16 protein-coding genes are annotated in these 21543 nt (G+C 50.4%); 11 read left to right on the forward strand and 5 right to left on the reverse strand.

Going from position 1 to position 21543, the window contains the following annotated elements:
• Positions 1 to 340: 340 nt before the first annotated feature.
• From K9W43_11775 to K9W43_11785, 3 genes are all read right to left on the reverse strand, one after another.
• Positions 341 to 601 (reverse strand): hypothetical protein, encoded by a 261-nt coding sequence (locus tag K9W43_11775; protein MCF2137901.1) that lies wholly within the window; start codon positions 599 to 601, stop codon positions 341 to 343.
• Positions 602 to 661: 60 nt separating this feature from the next.
• Positions 662 to 1510 carry a hypothetical protein gene (locus K9W43_11780; GenBank protein ID MCF2137902.1) on the reverse strand — a complete coding sequence of 283 codons (849 nt, stop codon included), beginning with the start codon at positions 1508 to 1510 and terminating at the stop codon, positions 662 to 664.
• A gap of 85 nt (positions 1511 to 1595) precedes the next feature.
• Entirely contained in the window at positions 1596 to 1952 is a 357-nt protein-coding gene (locus K9W43_11785) for a hypothetical protein (protein ID MCF2137903.1), read from the reverse strand.
• 286 nt (positions 1953 to 2238) lie between these two features.
• Between K9W43_11785 and K9W43_11790 the strand changes: the two genes are divergently transcribed.
• From K9W43_11790 to K9W43_11840, 11 genes are read left to right on the forward strand one after another with little or no spacing between them, the layout of a single operon-like run.
• Complete coding sequence (locus K9W43_11790; GenBank protein MCF2137904.1) at positions 2239 to 2679, forward strand: NADH-quinone oxidoreductase subunit A; 441 nt, start codon at positions 2239 to 2241, stop codon at positions 2677 to 2679.
• Complete coding sequence (locus K9W43_11795) at positions 2679 to 3326, forward strand: NADH-quinone oxidoreductase subunit J (protein MCF2137905.1); 648 nt, start codon at positions 2679 to 2681, stop codon at positions 3324 to 3326. Before K9W43_11790 ends, K9W43_11795 begins: the two co-directional genes overlap by 1 nt.
• Complete coding sequence (locus K9W43_11800) at positions 3323 to 3640, forward strand: NADH-quinone oxidoreductase subunit K (protein MCF2137906.1); 318 nt, start codon at positions 3323 to 3325, stop codon at positions 3638 to 3640. The genes K9W43_11795 and K9W43_11800 overlap by 4 nt, the downstream gene beginning before the upstream one ends.
• Complete coding sequence (locus tag K9W43_11805; GenBank protein MCF2137907.1) at positions 3641 to 4165, forward strand: NADH-quinone oxidoreductase subunit C; 525 nt, start codon at positions 3641 to 3643, stop codon at positions 4163 to 4165.
• Positions 4162 to 5298 carry a hypothetical protein gene (locus K9W43_11810; protein ID MCF2137908.1) on the forward strand — a complete coding sequence of 379 codons (1137 nt, stop codon included), beginning with the start codon at positions 4162 to 4164 and terminating at the stop codon, positions 5296 to 5298. Before K9W43_11805 ends, K9W43_11810 begins: the two co-directional genes overlap by 4 nt.
• The gene (locus K9W43_11815) at positions 5295 to 6437 is read left to right on the forward strand and encodes an NADH-quinone oxidoreductase subunit H (protein MCF2137909.1); all 1143 of its coding nucleotides are present in this window, start codon (positions 5295 to 5297) and stop codon (positions 6435 to 6437) included. Before K9W43_11810 ends, K9W43_11815 begins: the two co-directional genes overlap by 4 nt.
• Positions 6438 to 6440: 3 nt before the next feature.
• Positions 6441 to 6872 (forward strand): NADH-quinone oxidoreductase subunit I, encoded by a 432-nt coding sequence (locus tag K9W43_11820; protein ID MCF2137910.1) that lies wholly within the window; start codon positions 6441 to 6443, stop codon positions 6870 to 6872.
• Positions 6872 to 8383, forward strand: a complete 1512-nt coding sequence (locus tag K9W43_11825; GenBank protein MCF2137911.1) for an NADH-quinone oxidoreductase subunit M — start codon at positions 6872 to 6874, stop codon at positions 8381 to 8383. The genes K9W43_11820 and K9W43_11825 overlap by 1 nt, the downstream gene beginning before the upstream one ends.
• A gap of 11 nt (positions 8384 to 8394) precedes the next feature.
• A complete protein-coding gene (locus tag K9W43_11830) occupies positions 8395 to 10617 on the forward strand; it encodes a hypothetical protein (protein MCF2137912.1) in 2223 nt (740 codons plus the stop codon).
• Position 10618: 1 nt separating this feature from the next.
• Positions 10619 to 12139 carry an NADH-quinone oxidoreductase subunit M gene (locus K9W43_11835; GenBank protein MCF2137913.1) on the forward strand — a complete coding sequence of 507 codons (1521 nt, stop codon included), beginning with the start codon at positions 10619 to 10621 and terminating at the stop codon, positions 12137 to 12139.
• Positions 12136 to 13641, forward strand: coding sequence for an NADH-quinone oxidoreductase subunit N (locus tag K9W43_11840; GenBank protein MCF2137914.1), 1506 nt, complete (start codon positions 12136 to 12138; stop codon positions 13639 to 13641). Before K9W43_11835 ends, K9W43_11840 begins: the two co-directional genes overlap by 4 nt.
• Before the next feature lie 280 nt (positions 13642 to 13921).
• Here the strand turns inward: K9W43_11840 and K9W43_11845 are convergent, their stop codons facing one another.
• A complete protein-coding gene (locus K9W43_11845; protein MCF2137915.1) occupies positions 13922 to 19894 on the reverse strand; it encodes a hypothetical protein in 5973 nt (1990 codons plus the stop codon).
• Positions 19895 to 20096: 202 nt separating this feature from the next.
• Positions 20097 to 21494 (reverse strand): reductive dehalogenase, encoded by a 1398-nt coding sequence (locus tag K9W43_11850; GenBank protein MCF2137916.1) that lies wholly within the window; start codon positions 21492 to 21494, stop codon positions 20097 to 20099.
• Positions 21495 to 21543: the final 49 nt, after the last annotated feature.

Below are 21543 nucleotides of genomic sequence, written 5' to 3' on the forward strand. Positions count from 1 at the left end.
TGTTTGTAGGAGTTTAATTACTCCCGGCCACAAGTCACGTATGACCTTCACTCTGATGGTGAGGTTGTTATTGCCCACTGCCGTTGGTGGGCGGACTATGGACCTCCTGTCCAAGAAAGTCCAACTTACAATCAACGATATCCGTGGATAGAATTAGAGATTGAAACGCCGCAAACAAAATATATACGATATGCCGATCGTTGTCAGGTCAATGCGTTTCAGTCTTTATTCGGTTAGCTCCCATAATCTGAAGATTTTGACTTCTTTTTTAGAGGCGATCTGCATGGCGTAGATATTACTGAGGATTCTGGGTGTGTATTCTGTAACTATTGCAATGTGATCATTCTTCTTCTGCTACGTTTATCCCCAGTTTCTTTTCCATATCTTGAATTATTTTCTTGCAAGATTCTTTCTCTTCAGCAGTGAGTTTCATTTCTGCTATTAACTTGTCCACCAGCATAAATGTTCGTATGAGGCCGACTTCCTCGACTATTTGTTTGAGGCCATACTCTTCAACGATCCGCTTGAGGCCTATTTCTCTGATAACGTTCTCAGGTCCGAAATCATCGATCAATTCTCTGAGTGTGGCGACCTCGTTCATATTCATCTCCTATTAGTAGGGTCTTTTCTTTCGAACTAATGGTGATTTTATTTTTCTTAATTATAGGCCGAGTTTCTTTAATATATCTTGAAACATTTTCCTGTAAACTTTCCTTTCTCCAGGAGTGAGTTCCTTGGTTGAGATTATCTCATCGAATATCAATATCGTCTGTTCGAGGCCGTACTCCTCAATGATCTTTTTGAGGCCGAGTTCTTTGATGACGTTTTCGGCTCCGAAATCTTCAATTAATTCTTTTAGTGTTGCAACCTCGGTCACATCGATCCCCTTCTTTTTCAGTATCTGCTGGATATCTTTTCTTTGAATCTTATAGAGCGTGTAGCCATATAACTTAGTTGTTGAATTTTGATAAATGAGATCCACTATCTGCTCAAGGTCATTTACTCTAAACATGAGAAATGGAAGGTTTTCCAGTTTTATCTCCAATTGATTTACGTCTATGAACAGAAGTTGCAGGCTCTTGAAGTCCATGATGGCGGTATGTTTTTTCACGCCCGGAATGATCTCTTGTGTCTGGCTGTCTATGGTCTCCTGTAATCGCTTTGAGACGCCTACGTATATCAGAACTGATGCTATTCCTTCCCCAAAAAATGCGATCTTCTTCTCCATTGCAAATAGCCCGCAGTAACTCACAAGCCGCCATATGTGTTCCTCTTGTAGCGTATCTGTCGGCCCCTTGAACTCGTAGACCACATATGGTGGAAGGTTGTTGATGAGCCATGCCACTATCCCAAGATTCGATGGTGCAGGACATTGGCGCTGCGTTATCAGGTCAACACGCAAGGGGAACTTAGCGACCTCCGGCCCCGCAATCGTCCGTACACATTTTTTCGGAAGTACATGCTCCATGATCCCCTTGAACGCCGAATCGTGTTGATCTTGTTCCTTCACGGTCTTCCCTCGTCAGTCTAAATCGTTTCTCCCTCTTACTCTCAATGACGGTCACTATCTTATTACTCGGCTCACTATAAATTCATCACTCTCTTAGCCAGATGAACGTGGAGCAACTCAAGACGACTCCAAGTCCGAGGATCATGAACCATAGCGTCGCCATCTGCCCGTAGACCATTGTCGCAAGAAGGTAGTGCGCTCCGGCGATGCTGCCCGATCCTATTGTGAATATCAGTCGCAGCGGCCGCGAGTGGACGAACGCAACTATGAACGTCGTGAGCCAGAAGAGACCTGCACTGCCCAGAAACAGGAGATCCATCAGGTCGTTAATCCCAAATGTCGTGAATGCGTTGAACATGTAGAATCCCACCAATCCTAAACCCCCAAGAAAGACCAGATAATACGTTATACGCTTCGTGTCCATCAGTGACATGTTCTTCACCTTTGCTCCCCTCCTCTCTCCCTCCTGTATTTAACCTCTTTGAGGCGGTTAAGATTAAGTCGAATATTTCCACAATCACAACAATAACCATCGGTTAATTGAAACAGATGTATTGTTATCGAGTCGAAGTGTTTTTATCCAGCATCTTAGGAGTGCAGGTTTCAAGAAAGAACGAAATGACAGTGCTCGAACAGTTTAAAGGGATACAGGTTACGATTTTGTAACTTGTTCACATAAATATGGCCCAATTGAGTCTGTCATACCCGTTTAGGAGTTGAAACCGATCATGAGGCTCTTCATCGACTTCATACCCGTCCTGCTCTGGGCCGGCTTGGCTGCTGCCCTTGTCATTATCATGTTGCTGACATCGTGGGTGCTCCGGCCTCATATTTTACAGAACTCGGAGAAGACTGCGACATACGAATGTGGTGAAGACCCGATCGGACCAGCACGGATCTCGTTTCCGTACAGTTACATAACCTACACGATTCTCTTCTTGGTAGTTGATCTCATGGGTGCATTTCTCTGGCTCTACGCGGCATCAACGCTCAGGTTCTCCGCGGTGGTCGTCTGGCAGATGGTCATTTTCATTGGCCTGTTTATGGTTGGCATCGGGTACATGCTCAAGCACATTCCCTCGACGATCCTCAGCGGGTCCGAGACCCTTGAGCTCTGGCGTCGGTACAAAGAGGAAGAGGCGATTGAACAGGAAGGGAGGCACCACTGATGCAAGAGATCGAGTTACTCTTCGAACAGGCGGAGTTCATCGCCATTGCTGCAATAGTGATCATACTGGCCTATCTGGCACTTGAGCACAAGGACATTGTTTATTCGGTATTCTTCTTTGGTATGATGGCCTCGGTCGTTGCTGGCTTCTTTCTGTTATTGGAGGCCCCCTTCGTGGCCGGTATGCAGATCGCAGTCTACACGGGCGGCATCACGGCACTGATTATCTTTGGTGTGCTTCTCATTCCCCGGGCTCAAGACTCCTCTCTTGAGATCATTCAGACACCTCGCATGCGGAAGATCGGGCTGGCCCTTTCGGGGTCGGTGGCCATTCTCTCAGCCTTTACCGCCCTGCTCTTCCCTTGGGCTTCATCGTTTCCCTCCGATAGACCTGACATCTCGCAGAGCCTAGAGGGCTTGGCGCAGTGGTTGTGGGGAACGCATGGCATTTACGTTCAAATTATAGCGTTGATCATTTTCACTACCTTAGTTGGGGCGATGGTCCTTGTGCGGATGGAGAAAGAGGAGCATCTCGATCCCTTCACTAAAGACTTCCATCCGCCCTTTGCCGAGCTGGGAACGGCCCCTCCCCCGGCTGGCGTGGTTCCTGAGATTGAGGCAGTTGACGCGGAGGTCGAGGAAGAATGATTCCGTTAAGTTGGTACCTCGTAGTTGCGTTCGTGCTTATTGGCATGGGCGCCTATGGCATGATCGTGAAACGTAATCTGATCCGGATACTCATCAGCGCGGAGATCATGGGGAATGGGGTCAGTATCGCCATTATTGCGACAGCCCTCTTCAGTCCCACATACAGCATGACCGGACAGGCTCTAGTGATTCTAGTAATTGCGGTCTCCGCGGCTCATACTGCTCTGGCAATGGTTCTCATGCTTCTATACAATCGAAGATACCATACTGTCGATCTCGGTCTGGCAGCTGCAAAGATGGAGGAGAGTGCATAGATGAGCGACTTTTCAGCATCCGACTTTTCAAGAGCGGTCCTTCACACTTTCCCGGGAGTGACCACTGAGTCCGTGAGTGAACGTCTAGTCAAGTTCAGTGTGCCCGCATCAATGATCCGGGACGTGGTGCAGTACATCGCGGACAATGTTCCACAACCCCTTCCCGAGTCGGTCTTCGGAGTGGACCTTGAGGACGATAACTACGAACTGATCTACATCTTCTGGTCACATCCGGCACGCTTTCTCTGTCAGATCCGAGTGCAGTTGCAGGGGGCCACACCATCGATCTCCACGGTCAGTGATATTTTCCCCGGGCTGGAATGGCACGAGCGAGAGACCCATGAGATGTTCGGGATCAATTTTGAGGGCCACCCCGATCTCAGGCTACTCTTGCTTCCGGAAGAACTGGAGGGCAAGTACCCTCTGCGTAAGCGATTCAAGACAGATCGTAGTCGGCTTGCAGAGTCAGGTCTTCCGGTTGTGAAACCTCGACCACGACCCAAGAAGGAGGCTGAGAGCAAATGAGTCCTGACATCCGCGACGAGGCAGTAGAGATCTGGTTTGGGCCACAGCACGTGTCTGCTCATGGCTGGGCTGCAAAGCTTACTGTAGTTGGCGATTATATTGTCGAGTGCGACCCGAATGCGGGATACTTCCACAGGTCAGCCGAGAAGGTACTTGAGTTCCGTGACTTCAAGCAGGGCAGTCTTGTCCTTGAGCGGATGTGTATGCTTGAGGCCTTTCTTGCCGAATATCCGTACCTTAGCGCAGTGGAACAGATCGCTGGTCTTGAGGTCCCCGAGCGCGCAAAGGTGCTGAGGACGATCATGATGGAGGCCAGCCGAATTCACAGTCTTCAGTTCTGGTGGGGGCAGCTCTCTGCAGAACTTGGGCTCTTTGCGATGACCCTCTGGCCATGGGTTGACCGAGAGTTCTTCCTTGACACCTTTGAGGAGCTGACGGGATCGCGGCACGCAGCCTCGTTCGGAACTCCCGGTGGGATTCGTTTTGATTTCACGGACAAAGTGCGAGCGAAACTGCTCAAGGCCATAGACCGACTGGAGTCGAACCTGCCCAAGTTCAAGGACATGCTTCTACACAGTCCGACCTTTAAGATGCGGACAAAGGACGTAGCGCTCTATGACGCGGAGCAGGCGATCAAGTGGGGTCTGAGCGGGCCGAACATCAAGGCATGTGGTGTTCCCATGGACTTGCGTAAGGACTGGCCCGACCCGAATCTTGCGTACGATCGAGTGGACTGGGAGGTCCCGGTCTATGAGAATCCTGAGCATCCCGGTCAGAGCGACGCTTATGACAGAATGGTCCAGCGGTTTATGGAGGTCGAGAACTCGGTCAATATCATTAAACAATTGTTGGACCAGATTCCCGATGGGCCGATCGTTGACCCGAAGGCAAGGGCGAAGGTGAATCGACTACCTGCGGGTGAGGCCTATGGTCGAGTTGAGGGAACACGGGGGATCACGACGGTCTGGCTTAAGACGATGGACAAGGCCAAGACTGCGTGGCGGGCGAAGATCAGAGGCCCGTGTTTTGCCTCGTACTATTCGTTGAAGCATTTGGTGCCGGGCTCGACCTTTGCAGACTTTGTTGTAGTATTTGGAAGCCTAGACCCCTACCCCGGGTGGTGGGACCGATGAACGGAGGAATTCTCTTGCAGTTTGACATATTCGCTTGGATATCCGGGATCCTTGACTGGGTCGGTGGAGTGATCTCGTGGTGGCTTGCCCTTATTGGTGGTATTCTTGACTATGTGGGGGGAGTCATTGTGTGGGTCTGGGATCTTGCCTGGGCCAACTTCTTTCTCCTCTTCAAGGCCATTGTCTTTCCCGGTCTTGTCTTTATCCTCATGCTGATCATCTTTGATGTATGGTTCACGCGAAAAGTGTGGGCGCGAGTGCAGGCACGTCGTGGGCCTCTCCATATTGGAAAGTACGGTGGACTCCAACTCTTTGCTGATGCGATCAAACTCGTGGCAAAAGAGAATATCATCCCCGAGGGTGCGAAACGCTGGATGTTCCGGTTTCTCCCCGGCTTCCTTCTGGTCGTTGTGTTGCTCCCGTTCGTGTTCATTCCGTGGAGTACCACTTGGGTCATTGCTGATCTCTCAGTCAGCCTTGTCCTCGTCTTTGCCTTTCTGACCGCAGTACCGGTCACTGCTCTACTGATAGGCTGGGTGAGCGGTTCAAAGTACACGCTCATCGGTGGTTTTCGCGCAGCTAACAATCAGTTCGCAGCAGAGATCCCCCTCATTGTTTCTTCAGTAGGTCCTGCACTCTTGGCCGGGTCTCTGAGCATCTTGAGCATCTCACAGGCGCAGTCGCAGATTTGGTACATCTTCCTTCTCCCCATCTGCTTTGTGACATTTCTTGTGTCTGGAATTGCGAGTATTGGGCTCGTGCCTCTTGATGCCCCGGTGGCCGATAGCGAGATCATCTTCGGTTGGAGGACGGAACTTGCAGGAATCTATTTCACCATGACGTACTTTGCCGAGTTCGCGAAGCAGGTACTCTACTCTGCACTGATGGTGACCTTCTTCTTTGGAGGCAGCTATGGTGTTCCATCTTTCCCACCCGTTCTGAACTTTTTCCTCAAGTTCCTCGTTGTGCTGTTCTTCTTCATCATAGTGACATCATCGTTCTACCGTATTCGACAGGACCAGATCGTCAAGTACAGTTGGAAGTACCTGATGCCACTGTCTGTCATTAACATCGTCATCGTGCTGGTTGCACTGGTGTATCTACCCGGTCTTGCAGGGTTGCTTGTAATGGGAGGTTAGGCTATGAGTAAGCTAGGAGTCATTCGTGATCTTATTCAGGTACTTCGTCACATTGTGAGACAGGTCTTCACTAGACCCTTCACATACTTCTATCCATTTGAGGATCGAGAGTATCCCGAGCGCACCCGAGGCCGGCACATCCATATTCGAGAGAACTGTACGGCGTGCGGTCAGTGTGTCCGTGCCTGTCCTGTTGTGGCCATCCGCATTGACAAGAGCGATCGCAAGTACGAGAAAGATGCAGCCCTCTACTTTGATTACTCACGATGCATCTTCTGTGGTCTGTGCGTTGAAGCCTGCAGGTTTGATGCGTTGTACCACACACCGGTCGTGGATCTCAGTGAGGAGACCCGTGACGACCTCATGTTCGGTCCCGACAAGATCGAGACCCTTGACCGAGAGCCACTGGAGTGGCGTGGAAGGAGGTTCAGGTAATGCAGTTAGTCGGTTTCCCCTATATGACATCATCATTGTTGCTTCTGTTCATCGGAGCGATCCTCATCTACATCCTCAAGGGACACCTTGAACAGGCTGCTGGAAAAGTCGCAGTCTTCTTTTCATTTCTCTCCCTTGTGATGATGGCACCTCCCTTTTATCGTCTGATGGTCGAGGGCGGTGTGGCCATGGAGGCATACACATGGTCAGTATATCTCGGAGAGTTCGGTCTCTTCCTTGATGGCATTGCTTTCCCGATCACCTTTGCAGTCGTCGTGTTGGGATTTCTCTCAGTCGTCTATGCCGTAGGCTATACCGAACACAGTGAGAACAAGCCCACGTTCTTTGCCAACCTGCTCTTCTTCATCATGGGCATGGAATGGGTCACACTCGCAACGAACCTCATCGAGTTCTTCATGGCTTGGGAACTCATGCTTGTCCCCTCATACTTCCTCATTCTCTTCTGGGGTCTTCCCGAGACCCGGAAACGTACAGCCATGAAGTTCTGGCTCTACACGCAGTCCGGAGCTCTTGCCATTCTTGTTGGCTTTGCTCTCATCTACCTCTTGTCCGGATCATTTGTCCTTGCTACTATTCAGACCGCCCTTCTGTCCGAGACCGCCCTGAACACGCTCAAGCTAATCTTTGTGCTTCTCGCAGCCGGTTTCTTGGTCAAGATGGCAGTGTTCCCGATCCATTGGTGGCTGCCTCCTGTTCATGCAGAGGCTCCCACTCCGGTTTCGGTGCTTCTCTCAGGCGCAATGATCGAGACTGGTGCCTATGCGCTTGTGAGGTTCGGGTCGATCATGCTCGGTCCTGCGGCACTGGCGCTGTCCTTCTGGATCGCTGCACTTGGTGTTGTCACCATGTTCTATGGCGGGTTCATGGCCCTTGCCCAAGTGGACATCAAGCGACTACTGGCCTACTCATCGGTCTCGCAGATGGGCTACGTTCTCTTTGCTCTCGGTGTCATGACGACCTTTGGTGTCGAGGGTGGCCTATTTCATCTCATCAATCACGCCTTTTCAAAGGGTCTACTCTTCATGACCGCAGGAGCAGTGATCCATCAGACGCATACTCGCGATATTGGGAAGATGGGAGGTCTCTCGAACAAGATGCCGATCACAGCCTTCGCGGCTGCAATTGGGGCCCTGAGCATTGCAGGCAGTCCTCCTCTCTCCGGTTTTGCCAGTGAGTGGATGATGTTCTACGGCGGTTTTCAAGCCTCGATGTTGGGCGATGGTGGTATTGGAATTCTTCCGTTCTTCATACTCTCCATCCTTGCTGTGTCAAGTACGATCCTTAGTGCAGGCTATATGCTACGATTTCTTTGGCGGGTCTTTCTCGGACCCGTTCCTGACGACCTTGAGTCGGTCACGGAGGCCTCGCGCTCCATGGTCATTCCCATGGTAATTCTGGGCTTCCTTATCGTGTTCTTTGGAATATTTCCCGATATAGCATTGAACGTCATAGTTCCCGCGGTGGAGGCCGTGTCGAATATTATTCCGTGAGGTGAGCCAAGATGTTGTTCGGACTACCCTATTACCTGATTCTTGTGATCCCCTTTGTTGGTTCTCTACTTGTCCCCGTCATGGGCAAGTTCAGTGAGCGCCTTCGTGATTGGACTCCCTCCATCTTCATGGGTGCATCAATGGTCCTTGCATGGTCCTTGCTCGGAGACCTTGGTTCACCACAGGGCCCCACAAGTTGGCCGTGGATCAATGCACTTGGTCTTAATTTCACGGTCCTCCTCGATCCTCTCTCCATCATTATGGCCGTGCTTGCCAGTACGCTCTGTTTCCTCATCTATGTCTATTCGACCGAGTACATGGCGCACGAAGAGGATCGTGACAGATTCTTCTTCCTCATGCTTGCCTTTGGTGGCGGGATGCTTACCCTTGTCCTCAGTGACAACCTGCTTATTGCATTCATTGGTTGGGAGATCATGGGCTTCTGTTCCTACGGTCTCATCGGTTTCTGGAACGATAAGAAGAATCCACCCGAGACCGAGCCGGATGCGATCGTCTCTACTAACCCACTTCTCCAGTACGAGACCGAGGGCGAGTACAATACGCAGTGCGGGACAAAGGCCTTCATTGTCACAAGGATCGGTGACGCCTTCATGCTTGGGGGCATTCTCATTCTCTTTGCTTTCACACAGACATTCTCCTTCACCGAGATGGCGCAAGACTACCAGCAATGGTGGCAGCTCATCGCGGCGGGTGGAATGCTGGTTCCTACATTCTTGCTCATCTTCGCAGGTGCCGTTGGCAAGTCTGGTCAGTTCCCACTTCAGGTGTGGCTCCCAGAGGCAATGGCCGGCCCCACATCGGTCTCGGCCCTCATTCATGCCGCGACAATGGTCAAGGCAGGTGTGTACATCACAGCCCGATTCCTTGTCACAATGGTGGGCGCAGCAGAGAGCAGTCACGAGACCGTGAGTATTGGTCTTGTGCCAACGCAGCTCGTCGGGCTGACACCAGCAATTCCGTTCTTCACAGTGGTTGCGATCATTGGAGCGATTACCGCCTTGATGACGGCCACGATGGGTCTGGTATCGAACGAGCTGAAACAGATTCTTGCATTCTCGACGCTCAGTCAACTGGGCTACATGATGCTGGGAATCGGTACTGCCGGACTGCTTCAGCATTACGAGCCTGCCTTTACCGCCTCCGTCCTGCACGTGATCAGTCATGGTGCATTCAAGGCGCTCCTCTTCCTCGCCTCGGGCGGGATCATCCATGCGCTACATTCCAAGTACGTCACGAAGATGGGCGGTCTCAAAGAGTACATGCCCAAGACGTTCAAGGTCATGTGGATCGGTGTGCTTGCTCTCTCGGGCATTCCGCCGTTCTCGGGCTTCTGGTCAAAGGATTCTATCATTGAGTACGCATACGAGCTGACGGCTCATGGCATGCTCGGCTGGATTCTGTTCGGGTTTGCAGTCCTTGCAGCGGCGTGCACGATCTTCTACAGCATTCGCATGATGGGTCTCACTTTCTATGGTCCACCACACAGTCATCACGAGACCTCTTCTGAGGACCACGGTGACGATCTTATCGAGGAGGCTCATGATGAGAGTGACCATCACGGTGCAATTCACGATCCCGGCCCGGCAATGATGATCCCGCTCTACATCCTTGCGGCCTTTACGATCATTGCCTTTCTGGTCTATCCCTTCGTTGAGATATTCATAGCTGAGAGTGGAGTCTACACTGCTGAGGCATGGACCGGCATCCTTGTCGAGATGACAGTGGCCAAGTTCACAACTGGTGCCGTTCCCTTCCTTCTCACTCTGGGCGCTCTTGCTCTTGGTGGTGTCCCGGCATACATAATTTACATCAAACACGCGGACAGAAAGAACGCGATCGTTCCCGAGAAGGGGATCCTTCGCCGTGTCTACAATTTCCTCCGCCATCGCTGGTACATCAATGAGGCCTACTACTGGATCCTCTACAAGTTCCTCTCGCTTGCGTCTTGGTGGCGTACTCGGATCGACGAACGGATCATAGACGGTATCGACTTCAAGTCGGCAGATGCCGCGCGTGGCGCATCACGTCGCATACGCTGGTTCGATGAGAAGGTCGTGGATGGCTTTGCCGAGGGGATCGGTACTGCTGGCTATCGTGCCTCTGATGATGGCCTCCAGCTCCAGACTGGGCGCATCAACGACTATGTTGCAATGGTGATTTTTGGTATGGGCATCCTGTTGGTTGTCCTACTCATCATGCTGGGGGTGATCTAAGATGCAGAACGAACTCGCTCTCTCAATCATCTCATTGGTTCCCATGAACATCTTGGCATTTATGATGCTCCTCCCGGCAGTCGGCGCAGTCATTGCCTATCTTGCTGGTGAGCGGGGGTCTCGTGTGATCACCCTCCTCATCACGGTCGTAGAACTGGTTCTTGCTCTGGCTCTCATGGGCGCAATTGACCCACAGATCAATCCCGCTGACCCTAATGTCGGAATGAACTATCTCTGGGAGTTCACCATGGGCACCATCAATTATGGCTCTCATACCACATCTCTCCAGATCGCACTCGGTGTTGATGGGCTCTCCGCGGTCATGGTCCTTCTTGCAAACATTGTTGTACTTGCCGCAGCTCTCTGCTCCAATCATATCACCGAATCACGAAAGCTCTACTACTCACTCTTCATGCTCTTACAGACAGGTCTCATCGGAGTGTTCCTTGCTGTCGATCTGATGGCGTTCTTCATCTTCTGGGAGCTGGTCCTTATTCCCATGTTCTTTATCATCGGACGCTGGGGTGAAGAGGGTTCACAGCACGCTGCGATCAAGTTCTTCATCTACACCCATTTTGGTTCGGCAGTGATGCTGATTGGTTTCTTTGTCCTCTATTTTGTGTCTGGACTCTATACCTTCAATATGCTTGTCCTGAGAAGTGCGGGTCTCTCACCGGATATTCAGATCGGTTTTGCACTGGCCGTATTCGTTGGTGCCGGTGTCAAACTCCCCGTCTGGCCGCTGCACAACTGGCTTCCGTGGGCGCATGTCAAGGCTCCTACTCCGGGTTCGGTCATCCTTGCAGGTATTCTCCTCAAGATGGGTGGGTATGGCTTTCTCCGTCTTGGCCTCTGGATGGTGCCTGAGGGCTTTGCACGACTGAGCATACCCTTTGCAGCCTTAGCGGTGTTCACCTGTATCTACGCCGCCTTTGTGGCCCTTGCCCAGACTGACCTCAAGAGCATGGTCGCATACACATCGATCAATCACATGGCGTGGGTGCTGCTCGGTGTGGCGGTTGGATCGGCAATGGCCATTCAGGGTGCAGTATACATGATGTTCTCTCACGGAGTCATCATCTCGATCATGTTCATTGTGGCCGGAGAACTCAAGCACTTGACGGGCACACGAAACATTCCTGAGATCAAAGGCCTTGGAAAACAGGCACCACGCCTCTCTGCGATCTTTGTTCTGGGCTCGCTTGCGGCCTTTGGGCTACCCGGGTTCAGCGGATTCCTCGCGGAGTTCTTCACGCTGATGGGTGCCGTTCCCGTCTTCGTCTGGAGTGGATTCATCACACTTGGAGTCTTTCTCACGGTCGGTTATCTGCTGTGGACGCTGAACCGAATCGTCTTCTCTGAGCCTGATCCAGAACACTACATCAGGAAGGCTCCGTGGCAGGATCTCATTGCTCCTGTGCTTCTCCTGATTCCGGTCATTCTTCTCGGGTTCTGGCCGGACCTGATCATGACCTTCATACAACCCTTCGCCGAACTCATTGTCGGAGGTGCAACACCATGATGCAACTCGTATCCACATTTGCCGATCTCATTCGTTCCCTGTTCGCCCCCTTGACCGACCTGATGGTGCGATACATCCCTGCGACGTGGTTGGGATCCCTTCCTGTTCTCACGTTGCTTGCGTTCGCTATCATCTCACTTGCGGTGGGGATGCGGTACAATCCGTTCATTCTCAGTCTCATCGGTGTTGTCCTTGCGGGTATTGAGATGGTCGTGATCGACAGCGGTCTCTATGGGGTTTCATTTGGTGGACTCTTTGTCAGAGGTGCCTTTGCTGACTTTTTCATCTATATCATTCTGATTGCGTCGTTTCTGGTGGTGCTTGCCTCCAACTCGTTCATTGGCGATAAGGGGCCTTTCCATTTCTTGTTGCTGATGTCAGTCGCAGGTGCGCTGTGGATCGTCATGGCCACTGATCTGGTCGGGCTCTTTCTCGCGTGGGAGATGATGTCTACTCCCACATATGCTCTGGCCGCAATGGGGCCAAAACGCGCAGCCGTGGATGGTGCGATCAAGTACTTTGTCATGGGCCTTCTTGCATCGATGCTGATGCTCGTTGGTATTGCTTTGGTCTATGGTGTTGCTGGAACTGTGAACATTGCTGAGGTCGCTCAAGTCGTTCAGGTCTATTGGACGAATCCTACGCTCGATACATCCGCAGTGGCCACTCTATTGTTGGCAGTAGTGCTCTTTGTGATCGCCTTTGGATTCAAGATCGGTGTCTTTCCCGGCTGGATGTGGGTGGCTGACACCTACGGGAGTGCGGATGGTACGGTCTCTGCATACCTTGCTGGCGGGACCAAAAAGGCGGGTGTAGGTGCCATCATGCGGATCTTGTTCGCTGGGTTCTTTGTGGCCCGTCTTGAGTGGATGCCCCTTCTGGTGGGCGGGGCGATTTTCACGATGTTCATCGGAAACATTCTTGCTCTCAGAGAGAAGAATATCATGCGCATGCTTGCATATTCCAGTATTGCCATGATGGGGTACCTATTCATCGGTCTTGCAGCAGGTACTCAGCTTGGTGCGTCAGCGGCGATGTTTCATGCATTTGTTCACGCTCTGATGAAGACCTCAGCTTTCATTCTTGTCTGGGCACTATCACTTCGTCTGGCAAAGAGAGTCACCTATGACGATCTGGAAGGTCTCAACAAGAGGTCTCCTGTGGCCGCAGCACTCTTGGCAGTCTTGATGCTTGCTCTCTCGGGGATGCCCCTTACTGCTGGCTTCTGGTCAAAGCTGATCCTCTTTGCAAGTGCTGTCGAAGTTGGCATGTGGTGGCTGGCCCTGCTTGGTGTCCTCAACTCGGTGATCTCGCTCGGCTACTATCTGCGAGTGCTGAAGGTATGCTACATGTTCGAACCACGTTCCGACGAGACCATAAAGATCTCAAGGCTCTCGCTGATCGCAGTCGGTATCGGTGTCCTTGGTGTCTTTGTGTTGTTTATCATACCCGGTCTCGTGCTGGACTATGCTACACTTGCAGCAATGGCTCTGATTGGATGATATCAAATCGCGGGTCACTTACGTCAAGGCAGGGATTTGTTTCTCTGTCTTGATCTCTTTTCTACTGTTTTTGGCCCCTCTTGATAATGTGACTATCCTTAATATGGGATGTCACGTTCATTACTTTAGTCTGAGCTGGCTTTCAAGCAAGTAATTTCTCGGGTGATTGCATTTTCTAATATCTACCAATCTGCCAGAAAAGTCGCAACCAGACGAATGAAAAATAAGTAAGCCTCGCCCCGTGTTACAGGGGCGAGTTATGTAAGTCTGTTAGTTAGACCTAATGTCCTGCGCGTTTGCCCAGAATGACCACAATCACGATTACAATTGTTGCTCCTCCGATGATGAGGACGATCGTGATTGTGATGATGTTTGGTCCTGGTTGAGTGGTCCCCGTAGTTGAATTGGTCGGAGACGTGGCTGTCGTTGTGGTTGACGTTGGGGGTGTAGTAGTTGTCGTGGTTGTTGTTGTAGTCGTCGTCGTAGTTGTCGTTGTCGTGGTTGTAGTAGATTGGACCGTGACAGTGACAGAGTCCTGTACAGTATTGCCGCTCTGATCACTGAGAGTGATGGTGTAGACATGAGTGCCCACTTCAAGACCATCAAGTGATACAACCATCTGTTCGGAGCTTGCGTTCCATGATCCCGTCCGAACAGTCTCATTGTCAAGATCAATGCTGTACGTGGCAGGAGCAAAATCATCTCCATTCCACACTATTGTCAGTCCAGTCTCTCCAAGATCCATTGTGACATCGGCTGGATGATTGACCTCAGGTGCAGTAGTATCGACCACCTTCACAGTCACGCTATCAGCTGCAGTGTTACCCGAGCTGTCACGCACTTCGATGGTGAAGAGGTATGTTCCCACAGAACGCCCGTCCACAGAAACAGTGTAGTCTCCGTTCGTCCACGTGGTCCATGATCCTGTTGTGCCGTTCACCACAACTCTGTAGGTGTCGGGGTCGAGATCGCTCAGCGACCATGTAATGGAGTGGCCAGTCGTGCCAAGTTCATATGTAATGTCCTCAGGGCTACTGACAGAAGGTGCAGTTGTATCAGTCACTGTTACGATGACCGTATCCACTGCCACATTACCGGATCCGTCTTGGACTTCCACAGTATAGTTGTGGGTACCTTTGGACAGGCCATCTACATTGACGCTGTATGACCCATTTGTCCAGCTTGCCCACGCACCCGAAGCATCATCAACATAGACCCTGTAAGTGTCAGGATCTCTGTCGCCTAATGTCCAAGTAATGGAGTGGCCAGTCGTACCGAGCTCGTATGCAATGTCGTCAGGATTGTTGACCTCTGGAACAATTGAATCTGAGACCGTGACCATTACGGTGTCAGTTACAACATTATCGCTTACATCTTGCACCACGATAGTGTAGTTGTGTTGTCCAACTGCCAGACCGTCAATGTTGACTTCATAGCTTCCATTCGTCCAGCTGGCCCAAGAACCCGCAACTCCATCCACATAGACGCGATAGGTGTCTGGGTTTACGTCGCCAAGAGTCCACACGATCTTGTGACTGGTCGTACCGAGCTCGTACGAGGTATCCGGAGGACTTGTCACATCCGGGTTCGTTGTGTCATCAACAACAGTCACGTAGACCGTGTCAGTTGCAACGTTATTGCTTCCGTCATTCACTTCTATTGTGTACTCGTAGACTCCAACTGCAAGGCCGTCCACTGAGATACTGTAGGTACCGTTCGTCCATGATGTCCAGTCACGAGTTGTGCCATTACTGATGATCCGGTACTGGTTCGGGTGCGCGTCGCTCAGGGTCCATGACAATTCATTGCCCGTAGTTCCGAGACCGTATGACAGGTCATCGGGAGAACTGACACTTGGTGCAGTATAGTCTCGTACGGCCACACGAACGTACTTGACGCTCTGGTAGCCTGCTTGATTCGTCACACGGATCGTGTAAGTGTAGTTGTTCGTGCTATACGGTAGGCCATGTTCAATATCGCAGGTGAACGATCCAGTGGTGCTACCTGACGCAACCATAAGTCCAGACCATGACGAAGTGACGGTCCAGCTGCTAAGATAGGCTCCTGCAATTGTGAACTCGAAGACTGGTGGAGTAGGATCATTTACGGGATCCCAATGAATCCATAGCGGTTCACCAGCATAGACTCCCTGATAGAGTCCACCTGCTGGCGCAAAGCTGCTATCCACATCCGAGATTGTGGGACGATCGGTCACATGAGTGGTTGTTGTTGGACCATTTAGCAGTACGGTGATGGCATATGTGTTCTCAGTCGTAGAGTTGACAAAGAACAAGCGATCCCCGATCGTGTGGTATGTGGCCGTGAATACAAAGTACGAACCGTTCCACGTGGTGACCATGTCTGCAAGTACTGCTGTGTCATCGCTTCCGAGCCAGTGGCTATCATATGCCAGTCGTGCGCGAAATGCGACAGTACAGGTCTCGTCAACAAGTACCCACTGAGGTGAGGACAGGTCATAGATCTCGACTGCATCCCAGACGACTGTTACAGATTGGCCGTTTTGGTCAACTGTTACAATTCCGTAGTTGGTCCCACTGCACTGGACTGTGTTATAGGTCTCGGCCTTCACCGTGCTTGAAGATCGACTGATCCTCCACACTCCACTGCCTTGGTAGCTGGCAACGTGATCGTTGATGCGTACAGTTCCGATAGTGATGAATGTGCCATCGTATGCATGGACTAACAGTACGTCTATGTTCACCAAAGTGTTGATGTTGACTCTGGAATCTGTGACACTGTATGACTGGACCAGTACCTCATCCCACACACAATATGTTTCATCGTTGGTGAGAATTGCGGTGATGCCATATGAGTCGTCACCAGCCGCAGAGGCAACAGTATATCCACGTCTTCCAACTGTGCTATGCACGAAGGTCGTTGAGTTGAGGTTTAGCGTTCCTGTGTATACTCCGTTATCGTAGGCGTATACTGCGGAGACCACGATACCCGTTGCATTGTCACCAGTGTTAATCCGTTGATCAAGGGGGTCAGTAATGCTGACGACCAGCGCATCCCAGATACAGTAGGTTTCTTCATTTGACTGGATTACCATGATGCCATACGAGTCGTCACCAGCCGCTGATGTGACAGTGTACCCATGTTTTCCGACTGTGCTATAGGCAAAGGTTGTGGAATTGAGATTTAATGTACCATCGTAGTTCGTGCCATCGTAGGCGTACACTGCACTGGCCACGATTCCAGTGGCTGTCTGACCAATATTGATTCTCTGGTCTGCTGGATCTGCGACATGGACTATGAGTGCGTCCCAGATACAGTACGTGAGATCGTTCGTTTGGATGGCAGTGATCCCATAGCTGTCATCACCACCCACACTTGAGACCGTGTACCCATGCTTGCCTACTGAGTTGTATAGAAACGTTGTAGAGTTGAGTGTCACAGTTCCATCATAGGCTGTGTTGTCATACGCATAGGTCACAGTGACTACGATGCCTGATGCATTCTCGCCGAGATTGATTCTCTGATCAGTTGGGCCAGTAATGTCCACGACGACCGCATCCCAGATGACAGTCGTACTCTTTCCATTCTGATTGACAGTAGTAATGCCATGAGCGTTTCCACTTACTTGGACCGTATTGTAGGTGACACCTGTGACAGAGCCGTAATTCTGGGATATTCTCCAGACCCCGCCAGATCCGGAGTAGGTCGCGGTGGCTCCGTTTATCGTGACCGTGCCATCTGTCACTGGCGAGCCATCGGATGAATAAACCAAGGTGGTCTCGATGGTCACAAGCGTACCAATATTGACATGACTGTCACTCACATGATACGATTGGACACCGACCTCGTCCCATGTTACTCCGATCGATTGCGAGTTTTGATCCACTAAAGAAATACCATATTGGTTGCCACTGCAAGCAACAGTGTCAAAGAGAATACTGGTCACGGAGTTCTTCGTGATGGTTGCTCTCCATATACCACTCCCCTGATATGTGGTCGAGTACCCATTGATGGTCACGGTACCATCGGTCACGTCAGTAGAATCATAGGCATATTGTAACTTTACATCTACGTTCACTGTGGTTCCAATGTTGACCCAAGTGTCCTCCACTGTGTACGAGACTACTTTGATCTGGTCCCAGATGACCGTCACGCTCTGTGAGTTTTGATTGACCACAGTCAGACCGTATGTATCCCCAGAGATTGTTACTGAGTTGAATATACCACTACCGACTGTGCTCTCGGTGTGTGTAATGGACCAGACACCATTACTACCTGTGTAGGTTGCGGCAGTGCCATTGATGGTCACGGTGCCAGTTGTCACATAGGCATGATCGTATTCGTATATGAGATGCGCCGTTATGGTCGCTTCTGCATTTAGATTCACTCTGTCTTCAGGGTCGCTGGTGCATTCCATCGATACGATCTTTACTCGATCCGCAATGGTAGTACGAGAGTATGACGTATCGAGTAAATTGTTATCAGATGTCTTATCTCTTACAAAGAATTGGAAAGTATTTGGCCCAACATAATTGTCTGTGGTGACTGCGGTACTGAATGTGCCATCTAGATGAGCGGGTGGGTACCATGTAACAGAATGAGTTGTTGCTCTCTTGACCTCGACTTTTATGTACGAGGGGTATGGTGCCACATGGCTAGCCGAACCGTGATATTGGATATCTCCCGATGCAGTAAGAGACCCACCCACATCACACCTGCTGTCGGATAATGTGTGCGTGAGAAGTGATAGTCGAGTTTCAACATCCCAGTTGACGTTATAGATATCTGTGTCTGAGGCACTGTAGTAATCAATGACCTTGGTACGAATGTCCATGTCAGTTATGTCCGGATGGTTCCAGAGAATTCTGATATGCCATGTGACAACAAGATCGTTCCCGCTACCCGAAGTGGATCCGGTCCCAATATCGATATAGGAACCACCAGCTACTTCTGTCCATGAGCCTGTCCCCCTATCATACCGTGCCTCCCAGAGTACGGATCCTGATGAGCTGTTGTATCCCGCAATGTAGCAGTAATGAATATTTGAATAGCCGTCCTCATCATGATAGTATGTTTTGAAGTATGCATAATTATCGGTATTTCCGCTTTTCATCGCGTATATGTTATCCGTATCATATAGCGTATTGATCGCTGTGGGGGTACCACTATTATGAGGAATGTGGTTTGACAGATAGATGTACATCCGCTCGATAAGCCATGTGTTCTTGGTTCCGTCTCCTGTATGAGACGCATCCGTTAGTCGTACCAAGAAGGTACTGGATGTGAGATATGAATGGATATCCCACGAGGTAACTCCACTGCTTGACTTGGTTCCAAGTGTGTGCCAACTACTGCCAGCCCAGCATTGAACTACGAGTGATTCGCTCACAGAAGTTCGAAAGTCGATGTATAGTCGTTCGTAGGAATATTCATTGTACGTGACGCTATTGAACCTGAATCGCTGATCTATTTGGTGGTCGGTTCCAGCCTCGACCTTGTGAACATCAAGGTATACAAACCCTGCATCGCCTCCCGTTTTTCCACGATATCTGACCTGAAATGCACTATGCAGATATTGCGGATCAGTGATAGGTCCATAACTCTTCAGAGTCCAGTCTGCTGTGTCGCCCGTTAAATGTCCCTGAAGATCCCAATTTCCATCAGAGTCCTTAAAATAAATATCAAGTGAAGGATGTGATGTCAAATATGCGTCTAATTTATAATAAAATGACATCTTAAATCGTTCAACATGGCTTAGATCATATGTTGGGCTGAGCAAGTACCCCTTGTTATCATCGCCCCCACTCCCTTCCGATTGGATCCATGCGCAGGTCGATCCAACCTTTCCACCAGAGGTCTTTAGTTCCCAATCGGTATGAGAACTATCAGCAGCCTCAGACCAACCAGTTCCTGGCCAAGGATTCCAGTTTGTCTTCTCTTCGAGTGTTGTGTATGAAGTGGCTGTTTCAGTGAATGTCGCATAGTTGTCGTTATTTGCTTTCATATTGTCAAAGTCTGCCACTGCACCATACCCATCATAGTAGTGATCGTCAACATAGTCGTTTGTTGCCGCCGTTGCAAAGCGTGCTGTTGGTTGTTCAACTTGAATATCTTTTATTATATTGACCGTATCTCCTGTTGACTTTTCTGTTCCTGTGGTCTGTTCCTGTGGAATCGTTGTATTGTTCCCGTTTAGTGAAACAGCCCAGAGGGAGAGAAACAGCAGGAGCATTCCCAGTACCATGTATGTCTCTCGCTTTCTAAATGAATGCAAAAGTATCTCTCCTCATCTCTATTGCCATAAACTGGCTGTAGTAGGAACATCAAAAAATTCGTATAAATGTTTGCACTAATGCATATTGAAATGAGGATGTTGTTTACTATTTATCACCATATTTAATATATATTTTGAGCTTTGTTATAATTCTAAATTTACGAACAGTGCTAGAACAATTAGTCACCTCGGTACTATTCTATTAAGCCCCTATCTTTTTCCAAAACTTGCTGGATCCTCTCTGTTTGCCGAATCCGGCCAGGTCATCCATTTTGACAACGAGTCTATCAAGCCATGGAAAATTCATTGTGAGCCAGACGATGAACTTGTGGAAGATGTTGTTCGGTTTGTTGTACGGGCACGAACGCAGGCAGTTCGAACAGTCTGCTCCATTTGCCATCCAGAATCCGTAACAGGTTTCTGGATTGATGTACCACTTATTGACACCCGGATTATTGGAGATCGTCTTGCCTTGCCATGTTCGCCCCTTCCCATAGGCAATGCTCTGTGATGGGCAGGTACGGGCACACTTCTCACATACCTCGCAGAACTTGACGACCGATGAACAGAACTTCAGGTCTGGCTTATCCGGAACAAGAGGCATGTCGGTCAATACCTTGGCAATGCGGACTCGCGAGCCGAACTCTTTTGTGATGAGCAGTCCATGTCGGCCGTACTGCCCGAGACCTGCATCAATCGCCACCGGGACACTCAGACCCACATCGTTACCGCAAGGGATCGCACTATATCCAAGGCGTCGGATGAATGCGGCAAGTTCGGTTTCTATGAATGTCATCACGGAATAACATCTTGCCACTTCGGCCGAGGCTGTGAACCCCGGAGAACTGGCAATGGCGTCATAGTCCATCTCGATGGCCATGACAACGACATGATCGATCTCTTCAGGAACGTCATACGGTTGGTCGCGTCTATCCGCAGTGTATAGCCATCGTCTGTCCAATTCTGTAATGCCAACGAGGGATGCTCCAAAGAATCGGGCTGTGCGTTTGATCATCCGTGTGAGAGCTTCAGGGTCAAGTCGTGGTCGCTTTCGCTTTGTTTTCAGTTCTTCTCGTGCACGCTCTATGTATTCATGGCGATTTCTAAGCAGGTCATGGATCTCCCACGCCGCGGCGCCAAGTATGCTACCATACCTCTCATATTCGGGTATGTGCTTGGAGATCATTGCCTCTGCGCCCCAGTACTCATCATGTTGGTAGTGTACAAAACTGGTATCGTATATTGCGCGTGCGAAAATCGTCTTACTCTCAGGGAACTGTGCAAATTCTTCGCTGACCTCGTACGGTCGCCCTGCAAGATCGAGTGGCCGATGGTTTTTGGGATGGTCCGAGTGTGGAACTGGTTGAGGTGATGAGGACGCAAGTAGGGACTGTGACATAGAAGTAGTTACAGCTCCTAGTGGGCATGCACGAACACAAGCGAGACACTCAGTACAACGGGCCGCATCAATCACGGGGGGTTGCCCCTTATGAAGGACCCTTAGTGGTGATCTCTCTCCATGAACTTGGGTACAGGCCACAAGACATTCCAGTTCGCACTCGGTTGGCCTACATCGTTCTCCTATGACGCGCAATCCCATGTCGCTCACCACCATGAGACCTTCGAATTCATGGTATTAATGCCACGAT

It is taken from the genome of Candidatus Thorarchaeota archaeon (assembly GCA_021498125.1).
In the GTDB taxonomy this organism is placed as follows: Archaea; Asgardarchaeota; Thorarchaeia; order Thorarchaeales; family Thorarchaeaceae; genus B65-G9.

Coding starts and splice junctions, on each gene's coding strand:
- K9W43_11795 (MCF2137905.1), top strand. CDS start 2,679: ATGCAAGAGATCGAGTTACTCTTCGAACAGGCGGAGTTCATCGCCATT.
- K9W43_11790 (MCF2137904.1), top strand. CDS start 2,239: ATGAGGCTCTTCATCGACTTCATACCCGTCCTGCTCTGGGCCGGCTTG.
- K9W43_11830 (MCF2137912.1), top strand. CDS start 8,395: ATGTTGTTCGGACTACCCTATTACCTGATTCTTGTGATCCCCTTTGTT.
- K9W43_11825 (MCF2137911.1), top strand. CDS start 6,872: ATGCAGTTAGTCGGTTTCCCCTATATGACATCATCATTGTTGCTTCTG.
- K9W43_11835 (MCF2137913.1), top strand. CDS start 10,619: ATGCAGAACGAACTCGCTCTCTCAATCATCTCATTGGTTCCCATGAAC.
- K9W43_11805 (MCF2137907.1), top strand. CDS start 3,641: ATGAGCGACTTTTCAGCATCCGACTTTTCAAGAGCGGTCCTTCACACT.
- K9W43_11810 (MCF2137908.1), top strand. CDS start 4,162: ATGAGTCCTGACATCCGCGACGAGGCAGTAGAGATCTGGTTTGGGCCA.
- K9W43_11840 (MCF2137914.1), top strand. CDS start 12,136: ATGATGCAACTCGTATCCACATTTGCCGATCTCATTCGTTCCCTGTTC.
- K9W43_11850 (MCF2137916.1), bottom strand. CDS start 21,494: ATGGGATTGCGCGTCATAGGAGAACGATGTAGGCCAACCGAGTGCGAA.
- K9W43_11800 (MCF2137906.1), top strand. CDS start 3,323: ATGATTCCGTTAAGTTGGTACCTCGTAGTTGCGTTCGTGCTTATTGGC.
- K9W43_11820 (MCF2137910.1), top strand. CDS start 6,441: ATGAGTAAGCTAGGAGTCATTCGTGATCTTATTCAGGTACTTCGTCAC.
- K9W43_11775 (MCF2137901.1), bottom strand. CDS start 601: ATGAACGAGGTCGCCACACTCAGAGAATTGATCGATGATTTCGGACCT.
- K9W43_11815 (MCF2137909.1), top strand. CDS start 5,295: ATGAACGGAGGAATTCTCTTGCAGTTTGACATATTCGCTTGGATATCC.